The sequence below is a fragment of the Vibrio sp. CCB-PB317 genome, assembly GCF_022808245.1.
Taxonomy (GTDB): Bacteria; Pseudomonadota; Gammaproteobacteria; order Enterobacterales; family Vibrionaceae; genus Vibrio; species Vibrio diabolicus.
This window is the reverse complement of the sequence record NZ_JALGNU010000002.1, coordinates 1,450,282-1,472,180: the sequence shown is the minus strand read 5'-3', so window position 1 is coordinate 1,472,180 and position 21,899 is coordinate 1,450,282. Positions and strand designations below refer to the sequence as shown.

General features: G+C 44.1%; 23 protein-coding genes. 12 read left to right on the top strand and 11 right to left on the bottom strand.

The window, feature by feature from the left end; all coding sequences use genetic code 11:
- Position 1: 1 nt before the first annotated feature.
- Both MTR11_RS15510 and MTR11_RS15505 read right to left on the bottom strand, forming a co-directional pair.
- Entirely contained in the window at positions 2-664 is a 663-nt protein-coding gene (locus tag MTR11_RS15510; RefSeq protein WP_047008122.1) for a flagellar brake domain-containing protein, read from the bottom strand.
- 94 nt (positions 665-758) lie between these two features.
- The gene (locus MTR11_RS15505) at positions 759-1,685 is read right to left on the bottom strand and encodes a DMT family transporter (RefSeq protein ID WP_243328119.1); all 927 of its coding nucleotides are present in this window, start codon (positions 1,683-1,685) and stop codon (positions 759-761) included.
- Between the two features lie 148 nt (positions 1,686-1,833).
- Here MTR11_RS15505 and MTR11_RS15500 point away from each other — a divergent pair, with 148 nt between their 5' ends.
- Together MTR11_RS15500 and MTR11_RS15495 are read left to right on the top strand one after the other, a co-directional pair.
- The gene (locus MTR11_RS15500) at positions 1,834-2,289 is read left to right on the top strand and encodes an Lrp/AsnC family transcriptional regulator (RefSeq protein ID WP_031780652.1); all 456 of its coding nucleotides are present in this window, start codon (positions 1,834-1,836) and stop codon (positions 2,287-2,289) included.
- A 5-nt stretch (positions 2,290-2,294) separates the two neighbouring features.
- Positions 2,295-2,918 carry a class I SAM-dependent methyltransferase gene (locus tag MTR11_RS15495; protein WP_053807919.1) on the top strand — a complete coding sequence of 208 codons (624 nt, stop codon included), beginning with the start codon at positions 2,295-2,297 and terminating at the stop codon, positions 2,916-2,918.
- 526 nt (positions 2,919-3,444) lie between these two features.
- On the opposite strand, the gene MTR11_RS15490 is transcribed toward MTR11_RS15495, so the two are convergent.
- Positions 3,445-3,993 (bottom strand): hypothetical protein, encoded by a 549-nt coding sequence (locus tag MTR11_RS15490; RefSeq protein ID WP_053807963.1) that lies wholly within the window; start codon positions 3,991-3,993, stop codon positions 3,445-3,447.
- 103 nt (positions 3,994-4,096) lie between these two features.
- Here MTR11_RS15490 and MTR11_RS15485 point away from each other — a divergent pair, with 103 nt between their 5' ends.
- The 4 genes from MTR11_RS15485 (at position 4,097) to secF (ending at position 8,278) form a co-directional block, all read left to right on the top strand.
- Positions 4,097-4,765: an SH3 domain-containing protein gene (locus MTR11_RS15485; protein WP_182036031.1), complete on the top strand. Its 669-nt coding sequence runs from the start codon at positions 4,097-4,099 to the stop codon at positions 4,763-4,765.
- Between the two features lie 125 nt (positions 4,766-4,890).
- Positions 4,891-5,370, top strand: coding sequence for a hypothetical protein (locus MTR11_RS15480; RefSeq protein ID WP_104973502.1), 480 nt, complete (start codon positions 4,891-4,893; stop codon positions 5,368-5,370).
- Between the two features lie 164 nt (positions 5,371-5,534).
- Positions 5,535-7,373, top strand: a complete 1,839-nt coding sequence (gene secD / locus MTR11_RS15475; protein ID WP_005397712.1) for a protein translocase subunit SecD — start codon at positions 5,535-5,537, stop codon at positions 7,371-7,373.
- 2 nt (positions 7,374-7,375) lie between these two features.
- Positions 7,376-8,278 carry a protein translocase subunit SecF gene (gene secF / locus MTR11_RS15470; RefSeq protein ID WP_005397711.1) on the top strand — a complete coding sequence of 301 codons (903 nt, stop codon included), beginning with the start codon at positions 7,376-7,378 and terminating at the stop codon, positions 8,276-8,278.
- A 62-nt stretch (positions 8,279-8,340) separates the two neighbouring features.
- Here the strand turns inward: secF and MTR11_RS15465 are convergent, their stop codons facing one another.
- Together MTR11_RS15465 and MTR11_RS15460 are read right to left on the bottom strand one after the other, a co-directional pair.
- A complete protein-coding gene (locus MTR11_RS15465) occupies positions 8,341-8,607 on the bottom strand; it encodes a hypothetical protein (RefSeq protein ID WP_012842361.1) in 267 nt (88 codons plus the stop codon).
- A gap of 16 nt (positions 8,608-8,623) precedes the next feature.
- Positions 8,624-9,244, bottom strand: a complete 621-nt coding sequence (locus MTR11_RS15460) for a LysE family translocator (protein ID WP_046875887.1) — start codon at positions 9,242-9,244, stop codon at positions 8,624-8,626.
- A 1,005-nt stretch (positions 9,245-10,249) separates the two neighbouring features.
- Here MTR11_RS15460 and MTR11_RS15455 point away from each other — a divergent pair.
- The 4 genes from MTR11_RS15455 to phaC all read left to right on the top strand — a co-directional run bounded on the left by MTR11_RS15455 (position 10,250) and on the right by phaC (position 14,459).
- Positions 10,250-10,990: an SDR family oxidoreductase gene (locus MTR11_RS15455; protein ID WP_005398281.1), complete on the top strand. Its 741-nt coding sequence runs from the start codon at positions 10,250-10,252 to the stop codon at positions 10,988-10,990.
- 12 nt (positions 10,991-11,002) lie between these two features.
- Complete coding sequence (locus MTR11_RS15450; protein ID WP_109169008.1) at positions 11,003-12,211, top strand: acetyl-CoA C-acetyltransferase; 1,209 nt, start codon at positions 11,003-11,005, stop codon at positions 12,209-12,211.
- Positions 12,212-12,255: 44 nt separating this feature from the next.
- Positions 12,256-12,603: a phasin family protein gene (locus MTR11_RS15445; RefSeq protein ID WP_005398278.1), complete on the top strand. Its 348-nt coding sequence runs from the start codon at positions 12,256-12,258 to the stop codon at positions 12,601-12,603.
- A gap of 80 nt (positions 12,604-12,683) precedes the next feature.
- Positions 12,684-14,459, top strand: coding sequence for a class I poly(R)-hydroxyalkanoic acid synthase (phaC, locus tag MTR11_RS15440; protein ID WP_005398277.1), 1,776 nt, complete (start codon positions 12,684-12,686; stop codon positions 14,457-14,459).
- 204 nt (positions 14,460-14,663) lie between these two features.
- Here phaC and MTR11_RS15435 read toward each other — a convergent pair whose 3' ends face one another.
- From MTR11_RS15435 to napF, 6 genes are all read right to left on the bottom strand, one after another.
- On the bottom strand, positions 14,664-14,798 hold the full coding sequence (locus tag MTR11_RS15435; RefSeq protein ID WP_005373546.1) for a TIGR02808 family protein: 135 nt from the start codon (positions 14,796-14,798) through the stop codon (positions 14,664-14,666).
- Positions 14,799-14,809: 11 nt separating this feature from the next.
- The gene (locus MTR11_RS15430; RefSeq protein ID WP_005398274.1) at positions 14,810-15,388 is read right to left on the bottom strand and encodes a NapC/NirT family cytochrome c; all 579 of its coding nucleotides are present in this window, start codon (positions 15,386-15,388) and stop codon (positions 14,810-14,812) included.
- A 28-nt stretch (positions 15,389-15,416) separates the two neighbouring features.
- Positions 15,417-15,872, bottom strand: a complete 456-nt coding sequence (locus MTR11_RS15425) for a nitrate reductase cytochrome c-type subunit (protein WP_031780699.1) — start codon at positions 15,870-15,872, stop codon at positions 15,417-15,419.
- A 78-nt stretch (positions 15,873-15,950) separates the two neighbouring features.
- Entirely contained in the window at positions 15,951-18,440 is a 2,490-nt protein-coding gene (gene napA, locus MTR11_RS15420; protein WP_006741149.1) for a periplasmic nitrate reductase subunit alpha, read from the bottom strand.
- Positions 18,437-18,745 (bottom strand): chaperone NapD, encoded by a 309-nt coding sequence (locus MTR11_RS15415; protein ID WP_005398456.1) that lies wholly within the window; start codon positions 18,743-18,745, stop codon positions 18,437-18,439. The genes napA and MTR11_RS15415 overlap by 4 nt, the downstream gene beginning before the upstream one ends.
- A 41-nt stretch (positions 18,746-18,786) precedes the next feature.
- The gene (gene napF, locus MTR11_RS15410) at positions 18,787-19,272 is read right to left on the bottom strand and encodes a ferredoxin-type protein NapF (protein WP_005398455.1); all 486 of its coding nucleotides are present in this window, start codon (positions 19,270-19,272) and stop codon (positions 18,787-18,789) included.
- Between the two features lie 247 nt (positions 19,273-19,519).
- On the opposite strand from napF, the gene narQ reads away from it, so the two are divergent.
- Together narQ and MTR11_RS15400 are read left to right on the top strand one after the other, a co-directional pair.
- On the top strand, positions 19,520-21,256 hold the full coding sequence (gene narQ / locus MTR11_RS15405; RefSeq protein WP_203343442.1) for a nitrate/nitrite two-component system sensor histidine kinase NarQ: 1,737 nt from the start codon (positions 19,520-19,522) through the stop codon (positions 21,254-21,256).
- Positions 21,243-21,875 carry a response regulator gene (locus MTR11_RS15400; protein ID WP_005398453.1) on the top strand — a complete coding sequence of 211 codons (633 nt, stop codon included), beginning with the start codon at positions 21,243-21,245 and terminating at the stop codon, positions 21,873-21,875. Before narQ ends, MTR11_RS15400 begins: the two co-directional genes overlap by 14 nt.
- Positions 21,876-21,899 lie beyond the last annotated feature (24 nt).

Here is a 21,899-nt window from a genome sequence, read left to right as displayed (position 1 = left end):
TTCAGACGTTACTGGTTAGAAAGGACTGCTCCAGTAACTCTGTTTTTAGCTCGTGACTCATCGCTATTGGGCTTTCAAATTTAATTCCTATTACCCAGCCTTTCACCAACTTCTTAATGTTGGCAATGACACACCGATTTTCTTCTCCGATATAGTGACTTAGAGAAGAGTCGATAGTGACACTTTCACCAACGTTGAATTCTGGCTCTATAAAGGTTGAGATACCAATACCTGCCAGTGAGAAGTCGATAAGGCTACCGTCGTAAACATTCCCCGCGTGAACAATCTTACAATCCATTTGCAGCTTATATCGTTCGTGTTCCCGGACTGGTTTGGTTGCAAATGTTCCTGGAATTCGAATAAATAAAAGGGGCGAAGGACGAACCGCAGTTGTTAGAACACTGGATTTAAATGCAATGACATGGCCTAACTCCGTATCTGATACACCACGCACGATGACATCGGCGTTTGGGAGTTTTCTCATCACTTGCTCTTCAAGCAAACGCATCGGTATATCAAGAATCAAATACGCGTTCTCTTTCATCCCAAGATAGGTGGTGGGATATGTATACTGGTCCTTAGGCCCAAACTCGAAATTAGTCGAAAGTTTCATTCCCGGTTTGAGGAATCTATGCAGTTCATCTTTAGTATGAGTGGCAGGCATTACATTGGCGTTTTAATTATTGGTTAAATCGAGGCTATCAAAACGCCATTTTGTTATTCAAGATAGTAGGACAAAAGTTTTTGTAAAATTATCGCTATCTGTGAAGTGGTGGGCGATAAGTTTGGCTCATTCCATCTTTCATAAAGATTTGGCTTGCCACAATACTGCCGCAGGTTACCAGCATCAGCGCTAACCAAGTCAGTGAATCTGGTTGTTCACCAAAAATTGGAACGGCAAGAAGTGTCGCGACGACTGGAGTTAATGACCCAAAAGCAGCACTGGCTTCGGCGCCAATAATTCGGATTGCATAGATAAAGGTAAAAGAGGCGATTAAGCCTGCGCCGACACCTTGCAACATCGCGTGGCCAAATAACTCTTCCCACGGCCACTGACTGATCGGCGTTATCGCTAGGTAACTATCTACCCATCCGAAGCCAACCGCAATGATGAGCAGTGCCAAAGACGCGATTGCAACGAACCCAGCACAGACATGCGCATTAAGGTTAGCAACACGAGCACTGATGGTGAAAACGCCCCACATAATGCTACCGGTTAGAAACAAGATGTGGCCTTGTAATTGAGACCAGTTGTACTCTGCACCGCTATTAGAAAGAAAGAATACGAAAATCCCTAACAGCACCGTAGAAAGCCCGATTAAGCGGTGAGCACTCAGCGACTGTTGATAGCACAACACCGCGATAGCAGAAACAAACAATGGCAAAGTGCCAGGTACTAATGCACTGCCGTGCGCCACGGGAGCGAAGTGCATAGCTGTGCCGACGACCAGCAGGTAGGGCAGGCCACTCCCTACCACAACACCAGTTAGGTAGCGTTTAGGCACGACGCGAAGCGCCTGCTTATGCTTAATCACAAATGGTAATAAAATTAAACTTGGGATTAGAAAGCGAACTAACGCGATATCGGCTGGCTGCAAGTTAGAAATTGCGCCCCCTTTTAAAGAAATAAAGAAACCAGACCAAAGCAGTAAGGTCGTTAATATAGCTGCGTATCCCAAGATCATTGTCGGCATGTCCATTTGTAAATGATGTGTTAATTGTTGAATAAAACTCGTGCCAAGGGGAGGCAAAATTTGACGTAATTAAGCTTGATGTTGGTGATAAAGCGCGTATAAGTGTCAATTGTTAGTGATTATTGGCATGGAAGGAAAAATGGACAAAATTGACAGGCAACTGATCAACTTGATGCAGAAGGATGCAACCCTGACTACGGCAGAGCTCGCTGACAAAGTAGGATTATCGGCATCACCTTGTGCAAGACGCATTAAGCGTTTAGAGCAGGAGGGCGTAATTAGCGGTTATCGAGCCATTGTGTCCAGAGACACGGTGGGTATTGCGATGACCGTATTTGTTGAAGTCAGTTTGAACAACCACCAAGCTTCTTCGATTGATGAATTTGAACATGCTGTTGTTGAAATGGACGAGGTGATCTCGTGCCATGTTGTATCAGGGGCTTATGATTATTTGTTAGAAGTGGTCAGCAAAGATCTCGCTGGCTATGAAACATTCACTAGAAAGCTACAACGATTAGAAAACGTAAAAGATATCCATACGCACTTGGCGATTAGACAAGTGAAAGGAAATGGAAGCTTGCCGATTTATGCATAAGAAAGATGAAATTTCTCGATAGACTTAAGATTGCTCACTATCACCGAAAGCGATACCGACAGTTCGGTACAGACAGAGCGCGAACGCTGGGATGGAGAGATAAGTACAGCCAAATCAGTCGATTTGAAGCCTTGTGCCGTGGGTTAACGTTAGACGGTTCAAGTCTTTTAGATATTGGGTGCGGCTACGGAGACTTATTAGCGTTTATTGAGTTCAATAATCTGCGCCCCCAAAGTTATATTGGCATTGATCAGCAAAAACAGTTTATCTCTGAGGCCAGAAAGCGGGACTTTCGTACTCAAAGTGAGTTCGTATGCGGTGACTTTTCAACGTTGGTATTGCCCCGTAGTGATTATGTCTTTGCTTCTGGATCATTGAATTATCAATCCGCGAATCCAAATCATACCATTGAGATGATTGAGAAAATGTACCGGACCGCAGAGAAAGGGTGCGTGTTTAACTTATTGGATGAAGAAAAGCTGCCGAGCATGAGAATGCTCGCATCGCATAATAAAGTTGGGGTGTTACGCTATTGCCGATGGCTATGTCCAGACGCACAATTGATTGAGGGTTATTCCGATCACGACTTTACGATTGCGATGATCAAAAAAGCGGAATCAGTTTCCTGACTCCGCCTTATAAATTCTTAAGCCTTATTGCTGCTTGTATTGTGAGATTTCACAGTTACCTGTGTATCTATCAACCTTGAATGAGAACGCAGCTGAATGGTATTCCCTCCCATCACTCCAAATTGTTTCTCCGAAGATTTTACAAAGGTCCAAATCGCTGATTGAACCAAACTCTTTTACGTGCCTAACTACTGACAAAAACTTGGCTTTGGTAGCATTAGGACAGTCCCTGTTACTTAATCGATTGATAACCATGGTTGTAGCATCATCTCCAGCCAAATGTGACTTTTTATTAAATTTTATTAATGGGTAAATTAACCAAAAATTGGCCATAAGTAAAGCATTATTGTGACGTATGTCTCTATAAGTTGCCTCTCTTGGTCATGGTTTAGTCAAGTTTGTAAAAGGGAACAGTCCCATTTTTTACATATAATGTTGGGATCACTAAAAGAGGGAATTAAAGCACGAATAACGTCCAATATTGGAGCGAAAACCCGACATCGTCTTTTCAAAACGGGCTCGATTTTTACCTCGAAACATCTTGAGCGTATTGAAGCGATCTCGCTTCTTTATCATAGAGTTGCGCTAGTGCTTGGTACTGTGAAGAAAGGCGTTTGTAATCCTCGGTAAGTTGCAAAGCGTTGGTGTTATACCACTCCGCAGTGATTTGATTGGCAGTTTCGTTTGACTCACGGCACTTTTGGGCAAGTTTCTTCCATCCATTTGCTGACCATTGAGATTGTGTGCTCAATTTAATCAACTCATTAGCTTTAGTCGTGAGTTCTTCTTTATATTGAATGGAGGCTTTTAATTGAGTTTTGAACGCATTTTGGTTCGAGCGGGCGCGCCAAAGTAATACGAGTTCATGTAGGGAAAAGGTTTGGGACAATAACTGACGCTGCTTATGTTCGGCTAAAAGTGCATTGAATACCTCAACATGCTTATTGTAATTGGACTCTAAACGATTGAATTGGGTAAGATTGTCATTCCACGACGATGGTTTACATTGAATATTGGCGTGCCCCATAATGGGGAACAGAAGAAGCAACAGTATCCAATTGAGTTTGTTGATCATTATTGCTCGCGTTAGTTGACCGACCCTTTTGAGTATATACCCAAATTTCCGCGACATGCGTGTTGCCGGTGAGATAAGAACAAAGAATGAAAAGGAAAAGTACATGAAGAAAATTCTCATCGCATTGATTGTCATACTGTTGCTCGGTGGGGCGGGTGCTGGATACTATTTCTTCTTTATGCAGAAAGATGAACCTGAGGCGCCAAAAGCTGCGCAAGTGGAGCAAGCGCCAGTGGAAGAAGAAATATCCAAACCGATTCTGGATTTAGAAACCGCCCCTCCTGAAGTGACCGAATACTATGTCATTGAGCGTCGAATCAATGTTTACAATAAGCCAAATGCTAATGCTTTGGTTGTCGATACGCTCTATAAGGGAGAAAAAGTATCGGTGTTAGAAAAAGTGGATGGTTGGTATCGAATCTCTGGTTACCTTGTTTATGAAGAGGGCGGTGAAGAAAAAGCTGAGTGGTTGAATGCCGAAGGATTATCTGATGCAGAGCCAGTTATTAAAGAACAAGAGCGTTTGGAAATACTGGATGGATATTTGCAGAAGTCGGATGATTTAAAAGTCCACTTGGACATCTTCCGCAAGAAAACCCAGCAATTGTTAGACGATGAAACCTGTGATCCGAGTGATTTTGAAGAGCTCGGTGGCTGGGTTCGTTCGGTTACTTATGACAAGCGCAATGTGTACTTCATTTATTGTGGTGGTTTGGAGCAAGAGAACAAAATCTATTTAGATGTCGATAAAGGCGATATCTTTTACCGTTAACAGAGCGCCTTTAGTTTAAAGCCTCTAGAGATTTATAACTTTTTAGTTGTGAACCATAATTAATAGGAATACTATCATCGAGTCGAGTGAAAAAACTCGACTCGTTTTGTTTTTAGTGAGTTCTTATGTCTCAGATTTGCTTGAAAAAATTGCTTTTTATGCTGCTTGCGATGGTATTGCTACCAGCGCATGTTTTTGCTGCGCAAATCGATCAGAAAGCTCATTTACCTTACTTTTCTAAGCTGCAACCATTTGTTGCGAGTATTGCTTTTGCAAATACCTCAATCGATTTTTCTGAAGTCTCAGAAGAAACGACGCAGTCTCCGATTTCTGAAAGTCATGCAAGACTCGATACGCTAGCTCTATTTAACACTCAACGTTGGGTTTCTCACTTACGTGAAGGCCTCGATGATGAGCATGTTGACGTTGTTGGTGACCTAAACACGCCTTTCTATGTTGACGCAGGTTATGCCTACAGCCTGATGGATATCAATTGGCGTCAAAACCAGTACACTTTTTATCATTTCACAAGCGATCATCGCATTTCTGGTTGGAAAGAGACCAACGCAATGTACGTCGCACTCAATAGTCAGTTTTCTGCCTAAACACCATCTATTTGCACCATTGTGCACTCTTAACACGACGATTGTATTCAACAGGGCGTAACCGTCCTGAGCATTTCATACCCTGAATTTATTCTGGGGGCATCTGTCGTGTGTTAAGCCTTGTTATTAAAAGCTTCACTTCGTAGTGAAGGGATGATGTTTACATGAAAAAAACACCAAAGCAGCAAAAGAACAGAAAGCTGATGAATCACTATTCAGCTTGGAAATATGTCGTATTAATCACGACGGTCATTATCTTAACGTTAAGCGCGATTCCGACTTGGTTCGGTGAGCAACCATCGATCCAGCTAACGTTTTCAAACCAAAACAGCAGTGAAATGTCGGTTGTTCAGTTGAATCAACTACTGAAAACCAATCATATCTCAGCAGACAAAATCATCGAAAAAGATGGCAAAACGACCATTGTATTCGATGATGAAAATGCGCAAAGCAAAGCTCGTGCGTTACTAAACAATGAGCTAAATAAAGAAGACAGCATTACCTTCTCATATGTGTCTGTTGCTCCAGAGTGGCTGAATGAGATGGGTTTTAGCCCAATCAAACTCGGTCTTGACCTTCGCGGTGGGGTACAGTTCCTCTTGAATGTCGACGTAAATAAAGCATTTGAGGAGCAACGTAATGCTTTGATCGATGAGATCAAAGCAAGCCTGCGAGATCAGCGCGTGCGTGGTGTACAAATTCGCGCAGAAAGTGGTAACCGCATTGCGGTAAACAGTGAGAGTGATACCGCCCTAGCTGAAGTAAACAAATTCTTGCGTCAAAACTATCCAGGTTGGGTGGTGAAAAGCTCGTCTCGCGGTTTTGTTCTTGAGCCAAGTGAGCAGAATATTCAAGAGTTCCAATCAACGACATTGCAACAAAACTTGAAGATTATGCGTGGTCGTATTGAAGAGCTAGGCATTACGGAAGCATTAGTTCAGCGTCAGGGTAAAGACAGCATTCGTATTGAGCTACCAGGTGTACAAGACCCAGCACAAGCGAAAAACGTTATTGGTGCCACTGCGAGTTTGGCATTCTATGAAGTGAAAGATGCAGGCCAAGCGCGAAGCGGCCAAGATCTTGTGCTGAAAGATAACGATGGCCGAACTGTTGTTCTGGAGAAACGACCAGTCCTAACGGGTGAGCACATTGTTAACGCTCGTGCAGGCGTCGACAATATGGGTATGTCAGAAGTTAACATCTCGCTTGACCACGCGGGCGGTAAAAAGATGAGTGATTTCTCTGCAACGCATATTGGCAAGCCAATGGCGACGGTTTACCGCGAATACAAGACAAACGATCGTGGCGTAACGGAGCGCAGCGAGCGCGTTATCAGCGTTGCGACTATTCAATCTCAACTTGGTAGCCAATTCCGTATTACCGGCGCTGGCAGCATGGACGAAGCGCAGCAGTTAGCGCTATTACTTCGTGCGGGGTCGCTAACAGCCCCGGTTACTATCGTAGAAGAGCGCACTATTGGTGCTTCTTTGGGAGCTGAAAACATTGAAAATGGCTTTGCGGCACTTGCTTTGGGTATGGGTTTAACACTGACCTTTATGGCCCTTTGGTACCGCCGCTTAGGTTGGGTGGCGAACGTGGCGCTTTGTGCCAACATGCTTTGTTTGCTTGGCTTAATTGCCTTGTTACCAGGTGCGGTGCTAACGCTTCCAGGTATTGCAGGGTTGGTGTTAACCGTTGGTATGGCAGTGGACACCAACGTTATTATCTTCGAACGTATTAAGGACAAAATGCGTGAAGGCCGCAGTTTCGCTCAAGCGATTGATCTGGGCTTTGATAGCGCGTTCTCGACCATCCTTGATGCCAACATTACTACCATGATCACCGCCGTGATTTTATACGCCATCGGTAACGGTCCAATCCAAGGCTTTGCTTTAACACTCGGATTAGGTTTGTTAACCAGTATGTTTACAGGCGTATTTGCCTCTCGAGCAATGATCAATTTAATTTGGGGCCGAGATGCCCGTCGTGATGTGAGGGTTTAATCATGGTCGAAATGCTAAAACAAAATATTCGTAAAATTCGCCACTTCACTACGCTAGTTTCTATCGTTTTGACGGTGATCGCACTTGGTGCTCTGGGCTTTAAAGGGTTGAATCTCGGCTTGGATTTCACTGGTGGTATGGTGACAGAAGTGAAAGTCGATAAGTCGTTAACCAACCACGATCTGCTTGATGCACTACAACCAAAACTTGGTGAATCAACCTCTGTCACCCGCACAGGTGAAGATGGTCGTTGGCTCATTCGCTACTCCGCCCCTGAAGAAGGGCAAACTCTGCCAAGTGTGGAAGAGGTATTAAAGCCAGTTTCACATCAAGTTGATGTCGTCAGCAACAGTATTGTTGGTGCTCAAGTTGGCCAGGATTTGTTTGACCAAGGCGGTTTAGCACTATTGATTTGTGTGCTGAGCATCCTTGGTTACTTGTGTTTCCGTTTTGAATGGCGCTTAGCGAGTGGCTCTGTATTTGCTCTGGCTCATGACGTAATTGTCGTCCTCGGCTTCTTCGCCGTTACCCAAATGGAATTCAACTTAACGGTTTTTGCTGCCGTATTGGCAATTTTAGGCTACTCATTGAATGATTCGATCATCATTTCAGATCGAATTCGTGAGCTACTGATCGCGAAACAAAGTTGGAAAATGGAAGACATCAATGACCAGGCTGTCATCGCAACGTTCTCTAGAACGATGGTGACTTCAGGCACAACACTGATTACTGTTGGTGCACTATGGATTATGGGGGGAGCACCGCTAGCGGGTTTCTCAACAGCGATGTTTATTGGTGTGCTATCAGGTACATGGTCTTCCATTTCCATTGGTACCGTATTACCTGAACTGTTCAAGCTCGAACCGAAGCATTACTTGCCTGTTGAGATTGATACCGCGCCGTAATACGAGGTGCTGAAGGTAAAAAGTGCTCGCGCCACTCAGTTTGAGTGGCGTTTTACTTTGTGCTATTTCACACGCATCAGGCGGTGTTTGACGTGACCTAAATCGAACTCAATGATTTGAGAGCGCTTCATCGATTCAACCAGGCGCAGCATGGATGTGTGATAACCTTTCTTTTTCATCCATTGCAATGGCTCAGAAAAGCTGTCTTCGTTTACAACGTAAGATTCGCCTTTGTGTTCTCCAGCATAAACGTTTACGACCCAAACTCGGGCCTGAAAATCTAATACTTCACTTATGTTTCGCGTAATTTTTCTTAGGATATTTTTCATCATTTCCAGCGTTGCTTTAGCTCAGTAATAGCCAAACACCAACCCCCATCATTAAAGTGCCCGCGATACGGTTCATCAGACGCACATTCTTTGATTGACCCAACACGCGTTTAAGTCCTTTGCCACCCGTGGCATACAGAGACATACAAATGAACTCAAAAAGAAGGATGATGGAGACAAGCACGATCAGCTGTGGAGCAAGAGCCGCATTTTGATCGATAAAAGGCGGCAGTAGAGAAATCATAAATGCCCAGCCTTTTGGGTTTGCGATAGCGGTAACGAAGCCTTGCATGATGAGCGCGACATTGCCACTTTTGGGTTTTTCTAAATTATCGACATTTATTGCTAACTTACCTCGAGATCGCCACATTTCTACACCAAGATAGAGTAAGTAGCCGCCACCAATAAACTTTAGTGCGATAAACATCCAAGGATAGTTGAGCATGATCGCTGCGATCCCTAGTACTGCCGAGACTGAAACCAGCGCGACACCGACGAGTTCACCAATCATCATCCATAATGTGCGGCGATAACCGATACTCATTCCTAGCGTTAAGGCGAGCGTCATGCACATTCCTGGTGTAATTGAGACAAAAAAGAAGGTAGGGATGAACATACTGAGCAATGCAAGATTCATGTTTGTTGATCACTAAGTGATTTGATAGAAGCCACAAAGATAGTGCAAATTGATAAAGGATACTATCCCCAAATATCCCCAAATAACCTCAAGGTGCTAGGTTCAGCGAGAATGACTTGGCTCACAGGCACGGCAACGATTTGAAGACCTACTGGTTCTAAATCAAAAATCGTTAACAAAGGCTGTGGGATAAGGAAACTCGCCCTGCGGAGCATGTCACTGACACGATTTCTGCATCTTGACGTCATTTGGGTATAACATCAATTTACTGGGTTAAAGAATCTAGATGATTGCTTTAGGAGATGGCACCATCGAATATTGCACCGTACCGGTACTTCAATAGATAAAAAGTGATTCGATACGTTAAATGCTAGTTAATTGATGTTATTTGGATATTTAAAATAAAACTGAAATTATTTTTTAATTGCTGCGTCATAATAGTGCGAACTGCACCAAAATGAGACGTTTTCTTCTATTGTTTACATTCTAAATATACCACTTTTCATAAGCGAAACTATAAATATAAAATTAAGTTTATACTGTCTTAAATATCATTTAAGTTAGTAATTAAATGATATTACTGACAATTGCTTATATTGATATTTGAATTATTATTCTAATCGTATTTATAGAGAACAACTCTGAGCATGAGAGTGGTATCTGAAATCATGAGATGATGTAACGTCCACTGTTCGGTATGTAACCTATTGATAAATAATGCTTAAATTTATGTTCTGATAAGCTTGTGTTTAACTTTATTTTATTTAAAACAATGACTTATAAAGAGTTAACCATTTTATAACATTTCATGTTTAATGAGATCTAAATCAATCTTATGCAAATGGATTAGTTTTTTATTTGAAATGTAATATTTCTGGTTTAACTTAAAATAAAAGGCATCACAGGATTGGTAGCCAAAAGAATAAATAAACACGTCAGTTGGTGATTTATTTCATCAGTGTATTTAGTTTGCTTTTTTAAATGCCGTTAAGAATGGAGTCTTCGATGAAGAAAGTCGCTTTGATCACCGGATCAAAAGGCGGAATTGGTTCTGCTATTTCCTCTCAATTAGTGAATGATGGTTACCGTGTAATCGCTACGTATTTCACAGGCAACTATGAATGTGCGTTGGAGTGGTTCAACAGTAAAGGGTTTACCAAAGATCAGGTTCGCCTTTTTGAGTTGGACGTAACAAACACTGCAGAGTGTGCAGCAAAGTTAGCGCAATTGCTTGAGGAAGAAGGGACCATTGATGTCGTTATCAACAACGCAGGTATCACACGTGATGGCGTGTTTAAAAAGATGACTGCGCAAGCTTGGAATGACGTCATTAATACCAACCTCAATAGTCTATTCAACGTTACGCAACCTCTGTTCGCTGCGATGTGCGAAAAAGGCGGTGGTCGTGTCATTAACATCTCCTCAGTCAATGGCCTAAAAGGGCAGTTTGGTCAAGCAAACTACTCGGCGGCGAAAGCTGGGATGATAGGTTTCTCTAAAGCCTTGGCGTATGAAGGTGCTCGTTCGGGTGTGACAGTAAATGTTATTGCGCCAGGTTACACTGGTACACCAATGGTTGAGCAAATGAAGCCAGAAGTATTGGAGTCCATCACGAATCAAATCCCAATGAAACGCCTTGCTACACCAGAAGAAATTGCAGCATCAGTGAGCTTCTTGGTCAGCGATGCAGGGGCCTATATCACCGGTGAGACTTTGTCGGTGAACGGCGGCCTATACATGCACTAAGGAGAGAAGATGATGGAAAAAGTGTTTATCGTAGCAGCGAAGCGCACTCCAATTGGCGCCTTTGGTGGCAGTCTGAAAAATACCTCTGCTGGCAATTTGGCAGCAGTAGCGATTAAAGGCGCGTTAGAAGCGGCAAAGTTGACTGGTGATAAGATTGATGAGGTGATTGTTGGCAACGTTGTCGGCGCAGGTCAAGGCATGGGAGTCGGTCGTCAGGCGGCATTGTTCGCTGGGATTCCGGACGCGGTTCCTGCGTATGGTGTAAACATGGTTTGCGGCAGTGGCATGAAAACCGTCATGGATGCGGTTTCACATATCCGTAGTGGCGATGCAGAGATTGTTGTTGCAGCAGGTGTTGAGGTCATGTCTCAGATACCGTTTGCCGCACCAAGCAGTATTCGTGATGGCAACAAAATGGGCAACCTAGAGCTGAAAGACCTGCTCGTAGCGGACGGTTTAACCGACGTTTATAACCAATATCACATGGGTGTGACGGCAGAAAACGTTGCAAAAGAAATCGGCCTAACCCGTCAACAGCAAGACGAGTATGCGCTGTCTAGCCAACAGAAAGCGGTGGCGGCAATCGAAGCGGGCAAATTCAAAGACGAAATTGTGCCCGTAGAAGTAAAGCAACGCCGTGAAACGGTGCTATTTGATACCGACGAATACCCAAAGGCTAATGCGACCATGGAAGCGTTAAGCAAGCTGCGCCCTGCTTTTGACCGTGAAGGCACTGTGACTGCGGGGAATGCATCAGGTATTAACGATGGTGCGAGTGCAATTATCGTCGCGTCTGAGAGCGCAGTTAAAGCACATGGACTCACGCCTATTGCTGAGATCGTAAGCTATGCGCAATCGGGGCTTGATCCGAAAATTATGGGTCTAGGTCCAGTGGAGTCAGTCAATAAAGCATTAGCAAAAGCGGAATTAACGGTAAACGACATTGACGTTTACGAGTTAAACGAAGCATTTGCTGCGCAAGCACTTGGCGTGATTCATCAGTTGGCGGAAACCAACCAAGTTCCCGTTAACGCGATTCAAGATAAAGCGAACTTTAATGGTGGTGCTATCGCGCTAGGTCACCCACTTGGTGCATCGGGCAACCGAATCTTAGTGACGCTTGTTCACGAGCTTCATAAGCAAAATGGTCAATATGGTGTCGCATCACTTTGTGTGGGCGGCGGCATGGGGACGGCTGTGGTTATAAAAGCAGTTAAGTAATTATTTAAACGGACATTTTTAATTCTTTCTCTAGGAGATAAACCATGTACACAGATTTCTTCAAAACCTTTAGCGATCAAACTGAAAAAAATCTAGAACCTTACTTGAAGTTCAACAAGCTAGTGACAAAAAACGTAGAAGTGTTGACTGAGCTTCAACTGAACGCAATTCGTACTTATAGCGAAGTGGGTCTGAACCAAATGAAAGCGGCATCAGAAATCAAAGACGTAACGTCATTGACTGCTTTCAACAGCCAGCAACTAAGCGTTCTTACTAAGCTTTCTCAACAAATGATGGACGACAGCAACAAGCTTCAAGCTATTGCAAAGGAGTTCAAAGAAGACGTTGAGAAAATGACTTCGGAAAATCTAAAGACTGTTACTCCAGCGTAATTTGTCCGATTCTCGCCGCCTTAGGGTCTTTAGACCCTAATTTGGGCGGCGTTGTTTTTTCCGAATATAGGAGTAAGACTATGTTTCAGCACTTCTTTTCGGACTATCTTGTACAGCTTCAACAAACCAATCAACAGTGGTGGCATGATTTCGAAGTGAACAAGGCAGTCGTGAACTCTCCTTTAAATAAGGCCATGCAAGAAGTGAACTTGGAAGACACTGCCAAACTCTTCGAACAAGCTGTAAATCAACCTGCTGCGATCTTAAAACTGCAAGCAGAATGGTGGGAACAGCAGCTACAAATTTGGCAGAATGTCGCGTTGGCGGGTAACCAAAAACAGGTCATTGAAGCAGAAAAAGGGGACAAGCGTTTTTCTAATGAAGCGTGGCAAAATGAGGTGATGTATAGCTTCATTAAGCAATCCTACCTGTTATTCAGCAAGACTTATTTAGATACAATTGAGTCACTCGAAGGTTTGGATGAAAAATCTAAAGAGCGAATACTTTTCTTTTCTCGTCAAGCCATCAATGCACTTTCCCCCTCGAATTTCATCGCGACGAACCCAGAACTCTTGAAACTGACACTTGAGCAAAACGGTCAAAACCTGCTGGCTGGCTTAGAGCAGTTAAAAGAAGACGTTGAGTCCAGCGCGGACATTTTGAAAATTCGTATGACGAACAACAATGCGTTCCGTGTGGGTGATGACGTTGCGACCACCCCGGGCGATGTGGTTTTTCAAAACGAATTGTTTGAGTTGATTCAATATCGACCTCTAACAGAGAAAGTGAATGCGACGCCACTGCTCATCGTTCCGCCTTTCATTAATAAATACTACATCCTTGACTTAACAGCGAAGAACTCAATGGTTCGATGGTTGCTAGAGCAGGGACATAGCGTATTTATGATGTCTTGGCGTAACCCAGGCAAGGCACAAGCGCATGTAGAGTTTGGTGACTATGTGACAGAAGGCGTCGTCAAAGCCGTCGCCGCAATTGAAGATATAACGGGCCAAGAGCAAATCAACGCGGCTGGTTACTGTATCGGTGGTACGGTTCTGGCGAGCACGGTTGCGTACTATGCGGCAAAACGTATGAAGAAGCGTATTAAGTCAGCGACTTTCTTCACCACATTGCTCGACTTTTCTCAGCCAGGCGAAGTTGGCGCGTACATCAATGACACCATTGTTAGTGCAATTGAGGCGCAAAACAACGCAAAAGGGTATATGGACGGTCGTTCATTAAGCGTCACATTCAGCTTACTGCGCGAAAATAGCTTGTACTGGAACTACTATGTAGACAACTACTTAAAGGGCAACAGCCCAGTCGATTTTGACTTGTTGTACTGGAACAGTGACAGCACCAACGTGAGTGCTGCCTCCCATAACTTCTTGCTTCGTGAGCTCTATTTAGAGAATAAGCTAGTGCAAGACAAAGGCGTCAAAATTGGTGGGGTATGGATTGACCTAAATAAGATCAAAATTCCTAGCTATTTTGTATCAACGAAAGAAGACCATATTGCTTTATGGCAGGGAACTTATCGTGGTGCCCTGAACACTGGTGGCAACAAAACGTTTGTTCTCGGTGAGTCGGGTCATATTGCGGGTATCGTGAACCCTCCAGCGAAAAATAAGTATGGTTATTGGTTGAACGATACTTTGGATGATTCGGCTGACGAGTGGTTGAATAATGCCGAGCACAAAGAGGGCTCGTGGTGGACACATTGGAATGAATGGCTACTTCAATTCAATCCAAAAGAGCAAGTCGAACCATTCCCTATTGGCTCGGAAGACCACCCAGCAATCGATGAAGCTCCAGGGCAATACGTCAAGCAGGTTCTGCCAGTAAAAGAATCTTAAACAACTCCCTATAGCAGTAAATTTTAGCGACCTTTATGGTCGCTTTTTTTGGTCGTTACTGGCTACCTTATTATCCCGATTGAATATACGTATCGGTTGAGGAAACTCTGGGGTCGAAAGTGACGGTGAATAAAAAAGCGCCGAGTAGATACTCAGCGCTTAGTGTCAACAAATAGGCAAGTTGACGGGTAGAAGTGCGTTACGTTACACCTCTTTATCCTTACCAAATGACAGCAGCCAGAGAGAGATTGCTGCTACTGCCACAAAGCCGGAAAGAATAATCACAGGCATGGCGCTATAGCCAAGGATATGCCAAATTACAGATTCTAAAGTACTCATGGGAAGTCTCCTTAGTGCCAGCCTTCAACGCCGCTCATGTCCGGTAGTTTGTGCGCGATGCCTTTGTGACAATCTACGCAGGTTTTCTCTCCAGAAGCTAGCGCAGTAGAGTGCTGCTCCGCTGCTCGTGAGCCTTGTTGAGAGTAATCCATGTAATCAAACTCGTGACAGTTACGACACTCAAGAGAGTCATTCTTTTTCATTCGCGCCCACTCTCGCTCAGCAAGGTGTCCTCGACGCTCTTGGAACTTCTCTGGTGTATCGATAGTACGCAGAACATAGTGAGCGAATAGCTCTTTGGATGCTTGTACTTTACGAACGATCTTATCTGTCCATTCATGAGGAACGTGACAGTCTGAGCAGATGGCACGAACACCAGAACGGTTAGAGTAGTGAATTGTTTCTTGAATTTCAGCAACGATTGGTGCGTGACAGCCAGAACAGAACTCTTCTGTGTTGGTTGCCTCCATACCTGTGTTGAATGCGCCCCAAAATAAAAGACCGCCTGCAAAACCTAAGAACAAAACCACACCAGCGGCAGCTTTACTTGGGTTCTTCAGTCTTTTCCAAAACGCTTTAAGTATTTTCATAAATAACCTCTTCGTACTCGCGTTTCAATTACTGAAGCGAATCAACTGCCTCGAACTTGTTTTCCACTAGTGGCTTAGCATTAGTTTGTGGCACGTGGCATTGCAAACAGAAGTAACGACGAGGAGACATATCCGCCAATACAGCATCTTCTCGGTTTACATAGTGCGTTACGCTAATTTTAGTCGCGCCTGACTCTTTTGCATTTTTCCAGCTGTGGCACGCAAGACACTTGTTAGCATTTAACGATACTTCGTAGTGACGGATGCTGTGTGGGATCAACGGTGGTTGATAAACAAAGCTATCTTCAACAATCTGGTCTTTAGGGAAGTCCTTGAACTCATCTGCTGGGCGTGTGTCTTCCAATTGAGACATTCCACGTAGAGACTCTAGACCACCAATGCCACCTGGATTATCTAACTCAGCTTGCGCAATGCCTGTCACTAAAGCACCTACAGATAAAAGTGCGACAAGTAATTTTTTCATCATTTCATCTCCGCCTTTATGGCTTAAATTCTTTATTAGGCCGCCATAGTGACGGCCGTAGCATTCGGTATCTGAAGGTTAAGCAATCTTAGTGATTTTGACTGGACACTTCTTAAAGTCTGTCTGTTTAGACAGTGGGTCAGTCGCATCTAGGATGAGCTTGTTAATCAAAATACGTGCATCAAAGAACGGTACGAATACCAAACCTTTTGGCGGACGGTTACGACCGCGAGTTTCAACACGAACGCGTACTTCGCCGCGTTTGTTTGCCATGAGTACTTCTTCACCACGACGAACGTTACGCGCTTTTGCGTCCTCAGGGTGCATGTAACACACTGCGTCTGGTACTGCTTTGTATAGCTCAGGTACACGACGAGTCATGGTGCCTGTGTGCCAATGTTCAAGAACACGGCCAGTACATAGCCACATATCAAACTCATCGTTTGGCACTTCTGGTGGCGCTTCATATGGTGCAGAGATAATCTTCGCCTTGCCGTCAGCATTGCCGTAGAAATCCCAACCAGAACCTTCTTTTGCGTATGGATCAGAACCTTCTTTAAAGCGCCATTGTGTTTCCTTACCATCAACAACTGGCCAACGTAGACCACGCACTTCATGGTAACGGTCGTATGGTGCTAAATCATGCCCGTGACCGCGGCCAAACGTTGCGTATTCCTCAAACAGACCTTTTTGAACATAGAAACCGAAGTGGTGAGCATCGTCATTCAATTCGCGAGCTTCTTCGATAGGGAACTTGTCGACATTACCATTGCGGTATAGTACGTCGTACATGGTTTTACCACGGTACTGAGGCGCTTTCGCTAGAAGCTCTTCAGGCCACACTTCTTCCATTTTGAAGCGTTTCGAGAACTCCATTAGCTGCCACAGGTCAGATTTTGCCTGACCGACCGTGCCCACCTGTTGGTACCAAGCTTGAGTACGACGCTCTGCGTTACCGTAAGCACCTTCTTTCTCAATCCACATTGCTGTTGGAAGAATAAGGTCTGCTGCTTGCGCTGTCGCTGTTGGGTATGGGTCAGACACAACGATGAAGTTTTCAGGGTTGCGGTAACCTGGAAGGCGTTCAGTGTTGATGTTTGGACCCGCTTGCATGTTGTTGTTACATTGAACCCAGTAACAGTTCAGAACACCATCATTCAACATGCGATCTTGCAATACGGCGTGGAAGCCAGGTTTTGGTGGAATCGTACCTTCTGGCAGTTTCCAGATGTCTTCCGCAATCTTACGGTGTTTCGGGTTAGCTACTACCATGTCTGCAGGTAGACGGTGAGCGAAAGTACCAACCTCACGAGCCGTACCACACGCAGATGGTTGACCCGTTAGTGAGAATGGGCTGTTACCCGGAGTCGAGATCTTACCGGTTAGTAGGTGGATGTTGTAAACCAAGTTATTCATCCACACGCCACGAGTATGTTGGTTCATACCCATTGTCCAAAGTGACATTACTTTTGTATTTGGATTGGCGTATTGCTTCGCAAGCTCGATAAGCTTCTCTTTTTCAACACCAGAGATTTCAGAGGCTTTCTCAGCTGTGTAAGGTGCAACAGACTTTTTGTACTCTTCGAAAGAGATAGACGTTAGTTTGCCTGAGTTAGGATTCTTCGCTGCTTTTTGTAGCGGATCATCGTCACGTAGGCCGTAACCGATGTCGGTATCTGCTTGAGTGAAGTTAGTGTGCTTGTTTACGAAGTCCCAGTTTACAGCATCGTTTTCGATGATGTAGTTCGCGATGAAGTTAGCAATCGCTAGGTCAGACTGTGGATTAAAAATGTAGCCGTGATCTGCCAACTCAAATGAACGGTGGTAGTAAGTAGAAAGCACGTTCACTTTAACGTGAGGGTGACTTAGGCGACGGTCAGTAATACGAGTCCATAGAACAGGGTGCATCTCTGCCATGTTCGAGCCCCATAGAACGAAAGCGTCTGCGTTCTCAAAGTCATCGTAACACCCCATCGGCTCATCGATACCGAATGCGCGCATAAAGCCAACTACAGCAGAAGCCATACAGTGACGAGCGTTTGGATCAATGTTGTTTGAACGGAAGCCAGCTTTCATTAGCTTTGACGCAGCGTAGCCTTCCATTACTGTCCATTGGCCTGAGCCAAACATACCTACGCTTGTTGGACCTTTTTTCTCGAGGGAAGCTTTCCATTTCTCAGCCATGATGTCGAAAGCGTCATCCCAAGAGATAGGTGTAAATTCACCGTCTTTGTGGAATTTGCCATCTTTCATTCTCAGCATCGGCTGAGTCAGACGGTCTTGACCGTACATGATCTTAGAAAGGAAGTAGCCTTTAATACAGTTTAGGCCTTTGTTTACTGGCGCTTCTGGGTCACCCTGTGTTGCTACCACTTTGCCATTTTGAGTACCAACAAGAACAGAACAGCCTGTACCACAGAAACGACAAGGTGCTTTGTCCCATGTGATTTTGGTTTGATCAGAGCTTGCAATCAGGTTGGCTGCAGATGCTGGTAGTGTCACACCTGCGACAGCAGCAGCTGATGCAGCCGCGTTTGCTTTCACAAACGCACGTCTTGTCATTTTCATACTTCACCCTCGATTTGGGAATGTTGTGTTCCAGTGTCTTCTTCATCCGTTTCTTCAAGCCCAGTTTCGATTTGGTGATAAACCAATACCGTGCTCAAGACATTCGGTAAATTGTTAATGGCATCGATAGTGTCTGTGATAAAACCTTGGTTCTCGGTTTCAAGCACGACGATAATCTTGCCTTCTGGACTGTCACCATAGATTTCCGCATTTTCATGTGCTTCGATCTGTTGTTTGATTTCATCCAGATGTTCCGGCAGTACATGTACTACCAAACTTGAAATATGCACTTCATTTAGTGACATATAGCTCTCTCATTTATTGCCTTTGGCCGACGACATACGGCTTAGGCTGTTATATTGCTCACATTGATGGATGAAGTCGGGCACACTGAAACACATGCGCCGCAGCCGTTACACTCATCAAGGTCTAAATTGGGTTGTGCTACTTTCCCCAGCTCTAATTTGAACTGAATTGCCATCGGGTCGCACATATCCCCACAGCTTCGGCATTCGACATTTTGTTTTGCTAAGCAGCTATCGTTGATGCTTGCTTTCGCTTGCCAAGGTTGCTCTGTTTTTGGCAAGAAAAGGGGCTCAGGACAGGCGTCTGCACACTGATAACAAAATGTGCATTCATCAATAGAAAAATCGACCGAAGGGAATCCGCCATCACTTTTAGTTATAATCTTTGTTTCGCAGGCCTCAATGCATTTACCGCAGCGAGTGCAATCGTCCGTAAACTGTTCTGGCTTGGTTAACCAAGGCAAACGTACGGCGTTGTCGGGGTGCGCTTTTCTTGCAAAGAGTCTTCTTCTGGAAAGGTCTACCACTTAGTCACCTCGAAACTTGGAACCCAAACTAAGCATAGTCCACAATTTTCATTAATAAACTGTCATTTAAACTAACGAAATTGTAGTTTTTGACATATTTGTATAAATACCTCTTAGGAGGTAAATGGGATGCAATATTGTTTTGGATCAATAAATTCCGTCGCAGGTGATCACATATTGATAAAGTTGAAAGGTAATGGGTTCATTGCACGTACAAATAGGGTTGTTAATGGGCGAGGAACTCAGATTGTTTAAAAATGTGAAAAAGTCAGTGACGCGCACGATTGCGTCCGCGATGCTTCTTATTTTGCTGCTTTCAGTTGCTACGACTGGTTTTGCAATTTTTACGTTAGCGTCAAGCTTGAATGATGCAGAAGCCGTCAATGTTGCTGGCTCAATGCGAATGCAAAGTTATCGTTTGGCACATGATATTCAGATTAAATCTGTTGATTACTCTTCACATATTGACGCATTTGAACATTCGATATACTCACCTTCCATGAAAGCACTCCAGCATTGGTCAGTGCCAGAAGACATTACTCATGATTACTACCGTCTTATTATGAGATGGCATGAGCTCAAGTCGGTGTTGAGAGGAGATAATCCGGCGAAGTACCAACTCCTAGTGGCTGGTTTTGTAAAGCAGATCGATGAGTTTGTATTTAAGCTGCAAAGCTTTTCGGAGCAAAAGCTGATTAACTTAGCTTGGATTGGCGGGTTAGGGTTAGGCGGTATCCTTTGTGTCAGTATGTTTGTTGTCCATTTTGTGCGCCTCGAAGTTGTACGGCCTTTGCGTGCTTTAGTTTTTGCTAGCGAGCAAATTAAGAATCGCTCATTTAATATATCGCTTGATGTATCCAGCGATAATGAAATGGGGATCCTGACTCGAACCTTTAATCGGATGGCGACGGACCTTGGTAAGTTATACCGAGGGCTAGAACAAGCGGTTGATGAAAAAACGCGTAAATTACAGCATGCGAATCAGTCTTTAGAAGTATTGTATGACTCGTCGAAAGAGTTAACGGCTTCACGTATTAATCAGGATAACTTCCAAGCCATATTGCAACATATTGCAAGTCTTGAGGGCATTAAAGCGGTCAAACTTGAAATAGAGCAATTGGGAGAACCGAGTTGGATATTGATGGAAGGGGAAGAGTGCTGCCACGACTGTGATGAAGATTGCCACAGTAAGGCTCTAACGTTGGACGGTGAGCACTTAGGCTATTTGTATTGGAAGGCCGGGTTACCTTGTCCGAACGAAGCTCTTATTGACAACTTTGTGCAGATTTTATCGCGTGCCGTGTATTACAATCGAGCCCAACGCCAAGCAGAACAAATCCTACTGATGGAAGAGCGAGCCACCATTGCTCGGGAACTGCATGATTCATTAGCTCAAGCACTCTCTTATTTAAAAATTCAGGTCGCTTTATTAAAGAGAAGCGTAAAGAATTTGCCTGATGAAAAAGCGATAGCTCAGGCGAATCAAGTCATTGCCGAGTTGGATACGGGCTTATCTGCTGCTTATACCCAACTACGCGAATTACTGACGACGTTTCGTCTTACGATTAAAGAGGGCAGTTTTGGCCAAGCATTGCAAGATATGGTCGAAACGCTCAACGAACAAACCGTCGCTGACATTACGTTAAAAAATAGACTTTCTTCAACTGAACTGGATGCACACCAGCAGGTTCATTTACTACAGTTGATAAGAGAAGCGGCAATTAATGCCATCAAGCATGCGCAAGCAGATAATATTCACATTCAATGTCTTGATAATGATGGAAAAGTCACAGTAACCGTTACCGATGATGGAATAGGCTTTGAACATCAAGACGAAAAATTAAATCATTACGGTATGAGTATCATGCAAGAGCGAGCCGCTAGGCTGCATGCCGATCTTCATATTGAAGCATCGATCAACAAAGGCTGTACCGTAAAACTAGAATTCCAACATAGTAAGGAAGTAAACAGTGACAGTGTGTAAAGTAATGCTGGTGGATGATCATCCACTCATGCGACGAGGTATTCATCAACTTTTAAGCTTTGAGCCTGAGTTTGAAGTCGTTGCAGAAGCAAGTAATGGCGCAGATGCGGTAGCGAAAGCGCATGAGCTGGAACTGGATCTTGTACTTCTTGATCTCAATATGAAAGGCATGTCAGGCCTCGATACCTTACAAGCGCTACGTGCTGATGGTTGTGAAGCTCGAATTGTTATCTTAACCGTATCGGATAGTCCTGCTGACATAGAAGCAATAGTTCGAAGTGGCGCAGATGGCTATTTATTGAAAGATACTGAGCCTGATGAGCTGGTTGAGTTGCTAAAACAAGCGCATCAAGGTGACAAAGCTTACAGCCAAGAAGTTTCTAAGTATTTGAGTGAGCGTTCAGGACAAGAGGACGTTTTTGATACGCTGACGGATCGCGAAACGCAGATCTTAAGAGAGGTGGCAAGAGGTTTCCGCAACAAGCAGATTGCCGATCGTCTTTTTATTTCTGAATCAACGGTTAAAGTTCATATGAAGAGTTTACTTAAAAAGCTTCAAGTTCCTTCTCGTACTGCGGCAACCGTTCTTTATCTTGAGCGCTTTGGCGACATCAAATAATACAGTTGAAGAACAATCCCAAAC

Coding starts and splice junctions, on each gene's coding strand:
- MTR11_RS15485 (WP_182036031.1), top strand. CDS start 4,097: ATGAAGAAAATTCTCATCGCATTGATTGTCATACTGTTGCTCGGTGGG.
- MTR11_RS15480 (WP_104973502.1), top strand. CDS start 4,891: ATGTCTCAGATTTGCTTGAAAAAATTGCTTTTTATGCTGCTTGCGATG.
- MTR11_RS15415 (WP_005398456.1), bottom strand. CDS start 18,745: ATGTCACTAAATGAAGTGCATATTTCAAGTTTGGTAGTACATGTACTG.
- secF (WP_005397711.1), top strand. CDS start 7,376: ATGGTCGAAATGCTAAAACAAAATATTCGTAAAATTCGCCACTTCACT.
- MTR11_RS15465 (WP_012842361.1), bottom strand. CDS start 8,607: ATGAAAAATATCCTAAGAAAAATTACGCGAAACATAAGTGAAGTATTA.
- phaC (WP_005398277.1), top strand. CDS start 12,684: ATGTTTCAGCACTTCTTTTCGGACTATCTTGTACAGCTTCAACAAACC.
- MTR11_RS15455 (WP_005398281.1), top strand. CDS start 10,250: ATGAAGAAAGTCGCTTTGATCACCGGATCAAAAGGCGGAATTGGTTCT.
- MTR11_RS15430 (WP_005398274.1), bottom strand. CDS start 15,388: ATGAAAATACTTAAAGCGTTTTGGAAAAGACTGAAGAACCCAAGTAAA.
- MTR11_RS15495 (WP_053807919.1), top strand. CDS start 2,295: ATGAAATTTCTCGATAGACTTAAGATTGCTCACTATCACCGAAAGCGA.
- MTR11_RS15425 (WP_031780699.1), bottom strand. CDS start 15,872: ATGAAAAAATTACTTGTCGCACTTTTATCTGTAGGTGCTTTAGTGACA.
- MTR11_RS15505 (WP_243328119.1), bottom strand. CDS start 1,685: ATGATCTTGGGATACGCAGCTATATTAACGACCTTACTGCTTTGGTCT.
- MTR11_RS15500 (WP_031780652.1), top strand. CDS start 1,834: ATGGACAAAATTGACAGGCAACTGATCAACTTGATGCAGAAGGATGCA.
- napA (WP_006741149.1), bottom strand. CDS start 18,440: ATGAAAATGACAAGACGTGCGTTTGTGAAAGCAAACGCGGCTGCATCA.
- MTR11_RS15460 (WP_046875887.1), bottom strand. CDS start 9,244: ATGAATCTTGCATTGCTCAGTATGTTCATCCCTACCTTCTTTTTTGTC.
- MTR11_RS15445 (WP_005398278.1), top strand. CDS start 12,256: ATGTACACAGATTTCTTCAAAACCTTTAGCGATCAAACTGAAAAAAAT.
- secD (WP_005397712.1), top strand. CDS start 5,535: ATGAAAAAAACACCAAAGCAGCAAAAGAACAGAAAGCTGATGAATCAC.
- MTR11_RS15450 (WP_109169008.1), top strand. CDS start 11,003: ATGGAAAAAGTGTTTATCGTAGCAGCGAAGCGCACTCCAATTGGCGCC.
- MTR11_RS15490 (WP_053807963.1), bottom strand. CDS start 3,993: ATGATCAACAAACTCAATTGGATACTGTTGCTTCTTCTGTTCCCCATT.
- MTR11_RS15435 (WP_005373546.1), bottom strand. CDS start 14,798: ATGAGTACTTTAGAATCTGTAATTTGGCATATCCTTGGCTATAGCGCC.
- MTR11_RS15510 (WP_047008122.1), bottom strand. CDS start 664: ATGCCTGCCACTCATACTAAAGATGAACTGCATAGATTCCTCAAACCG.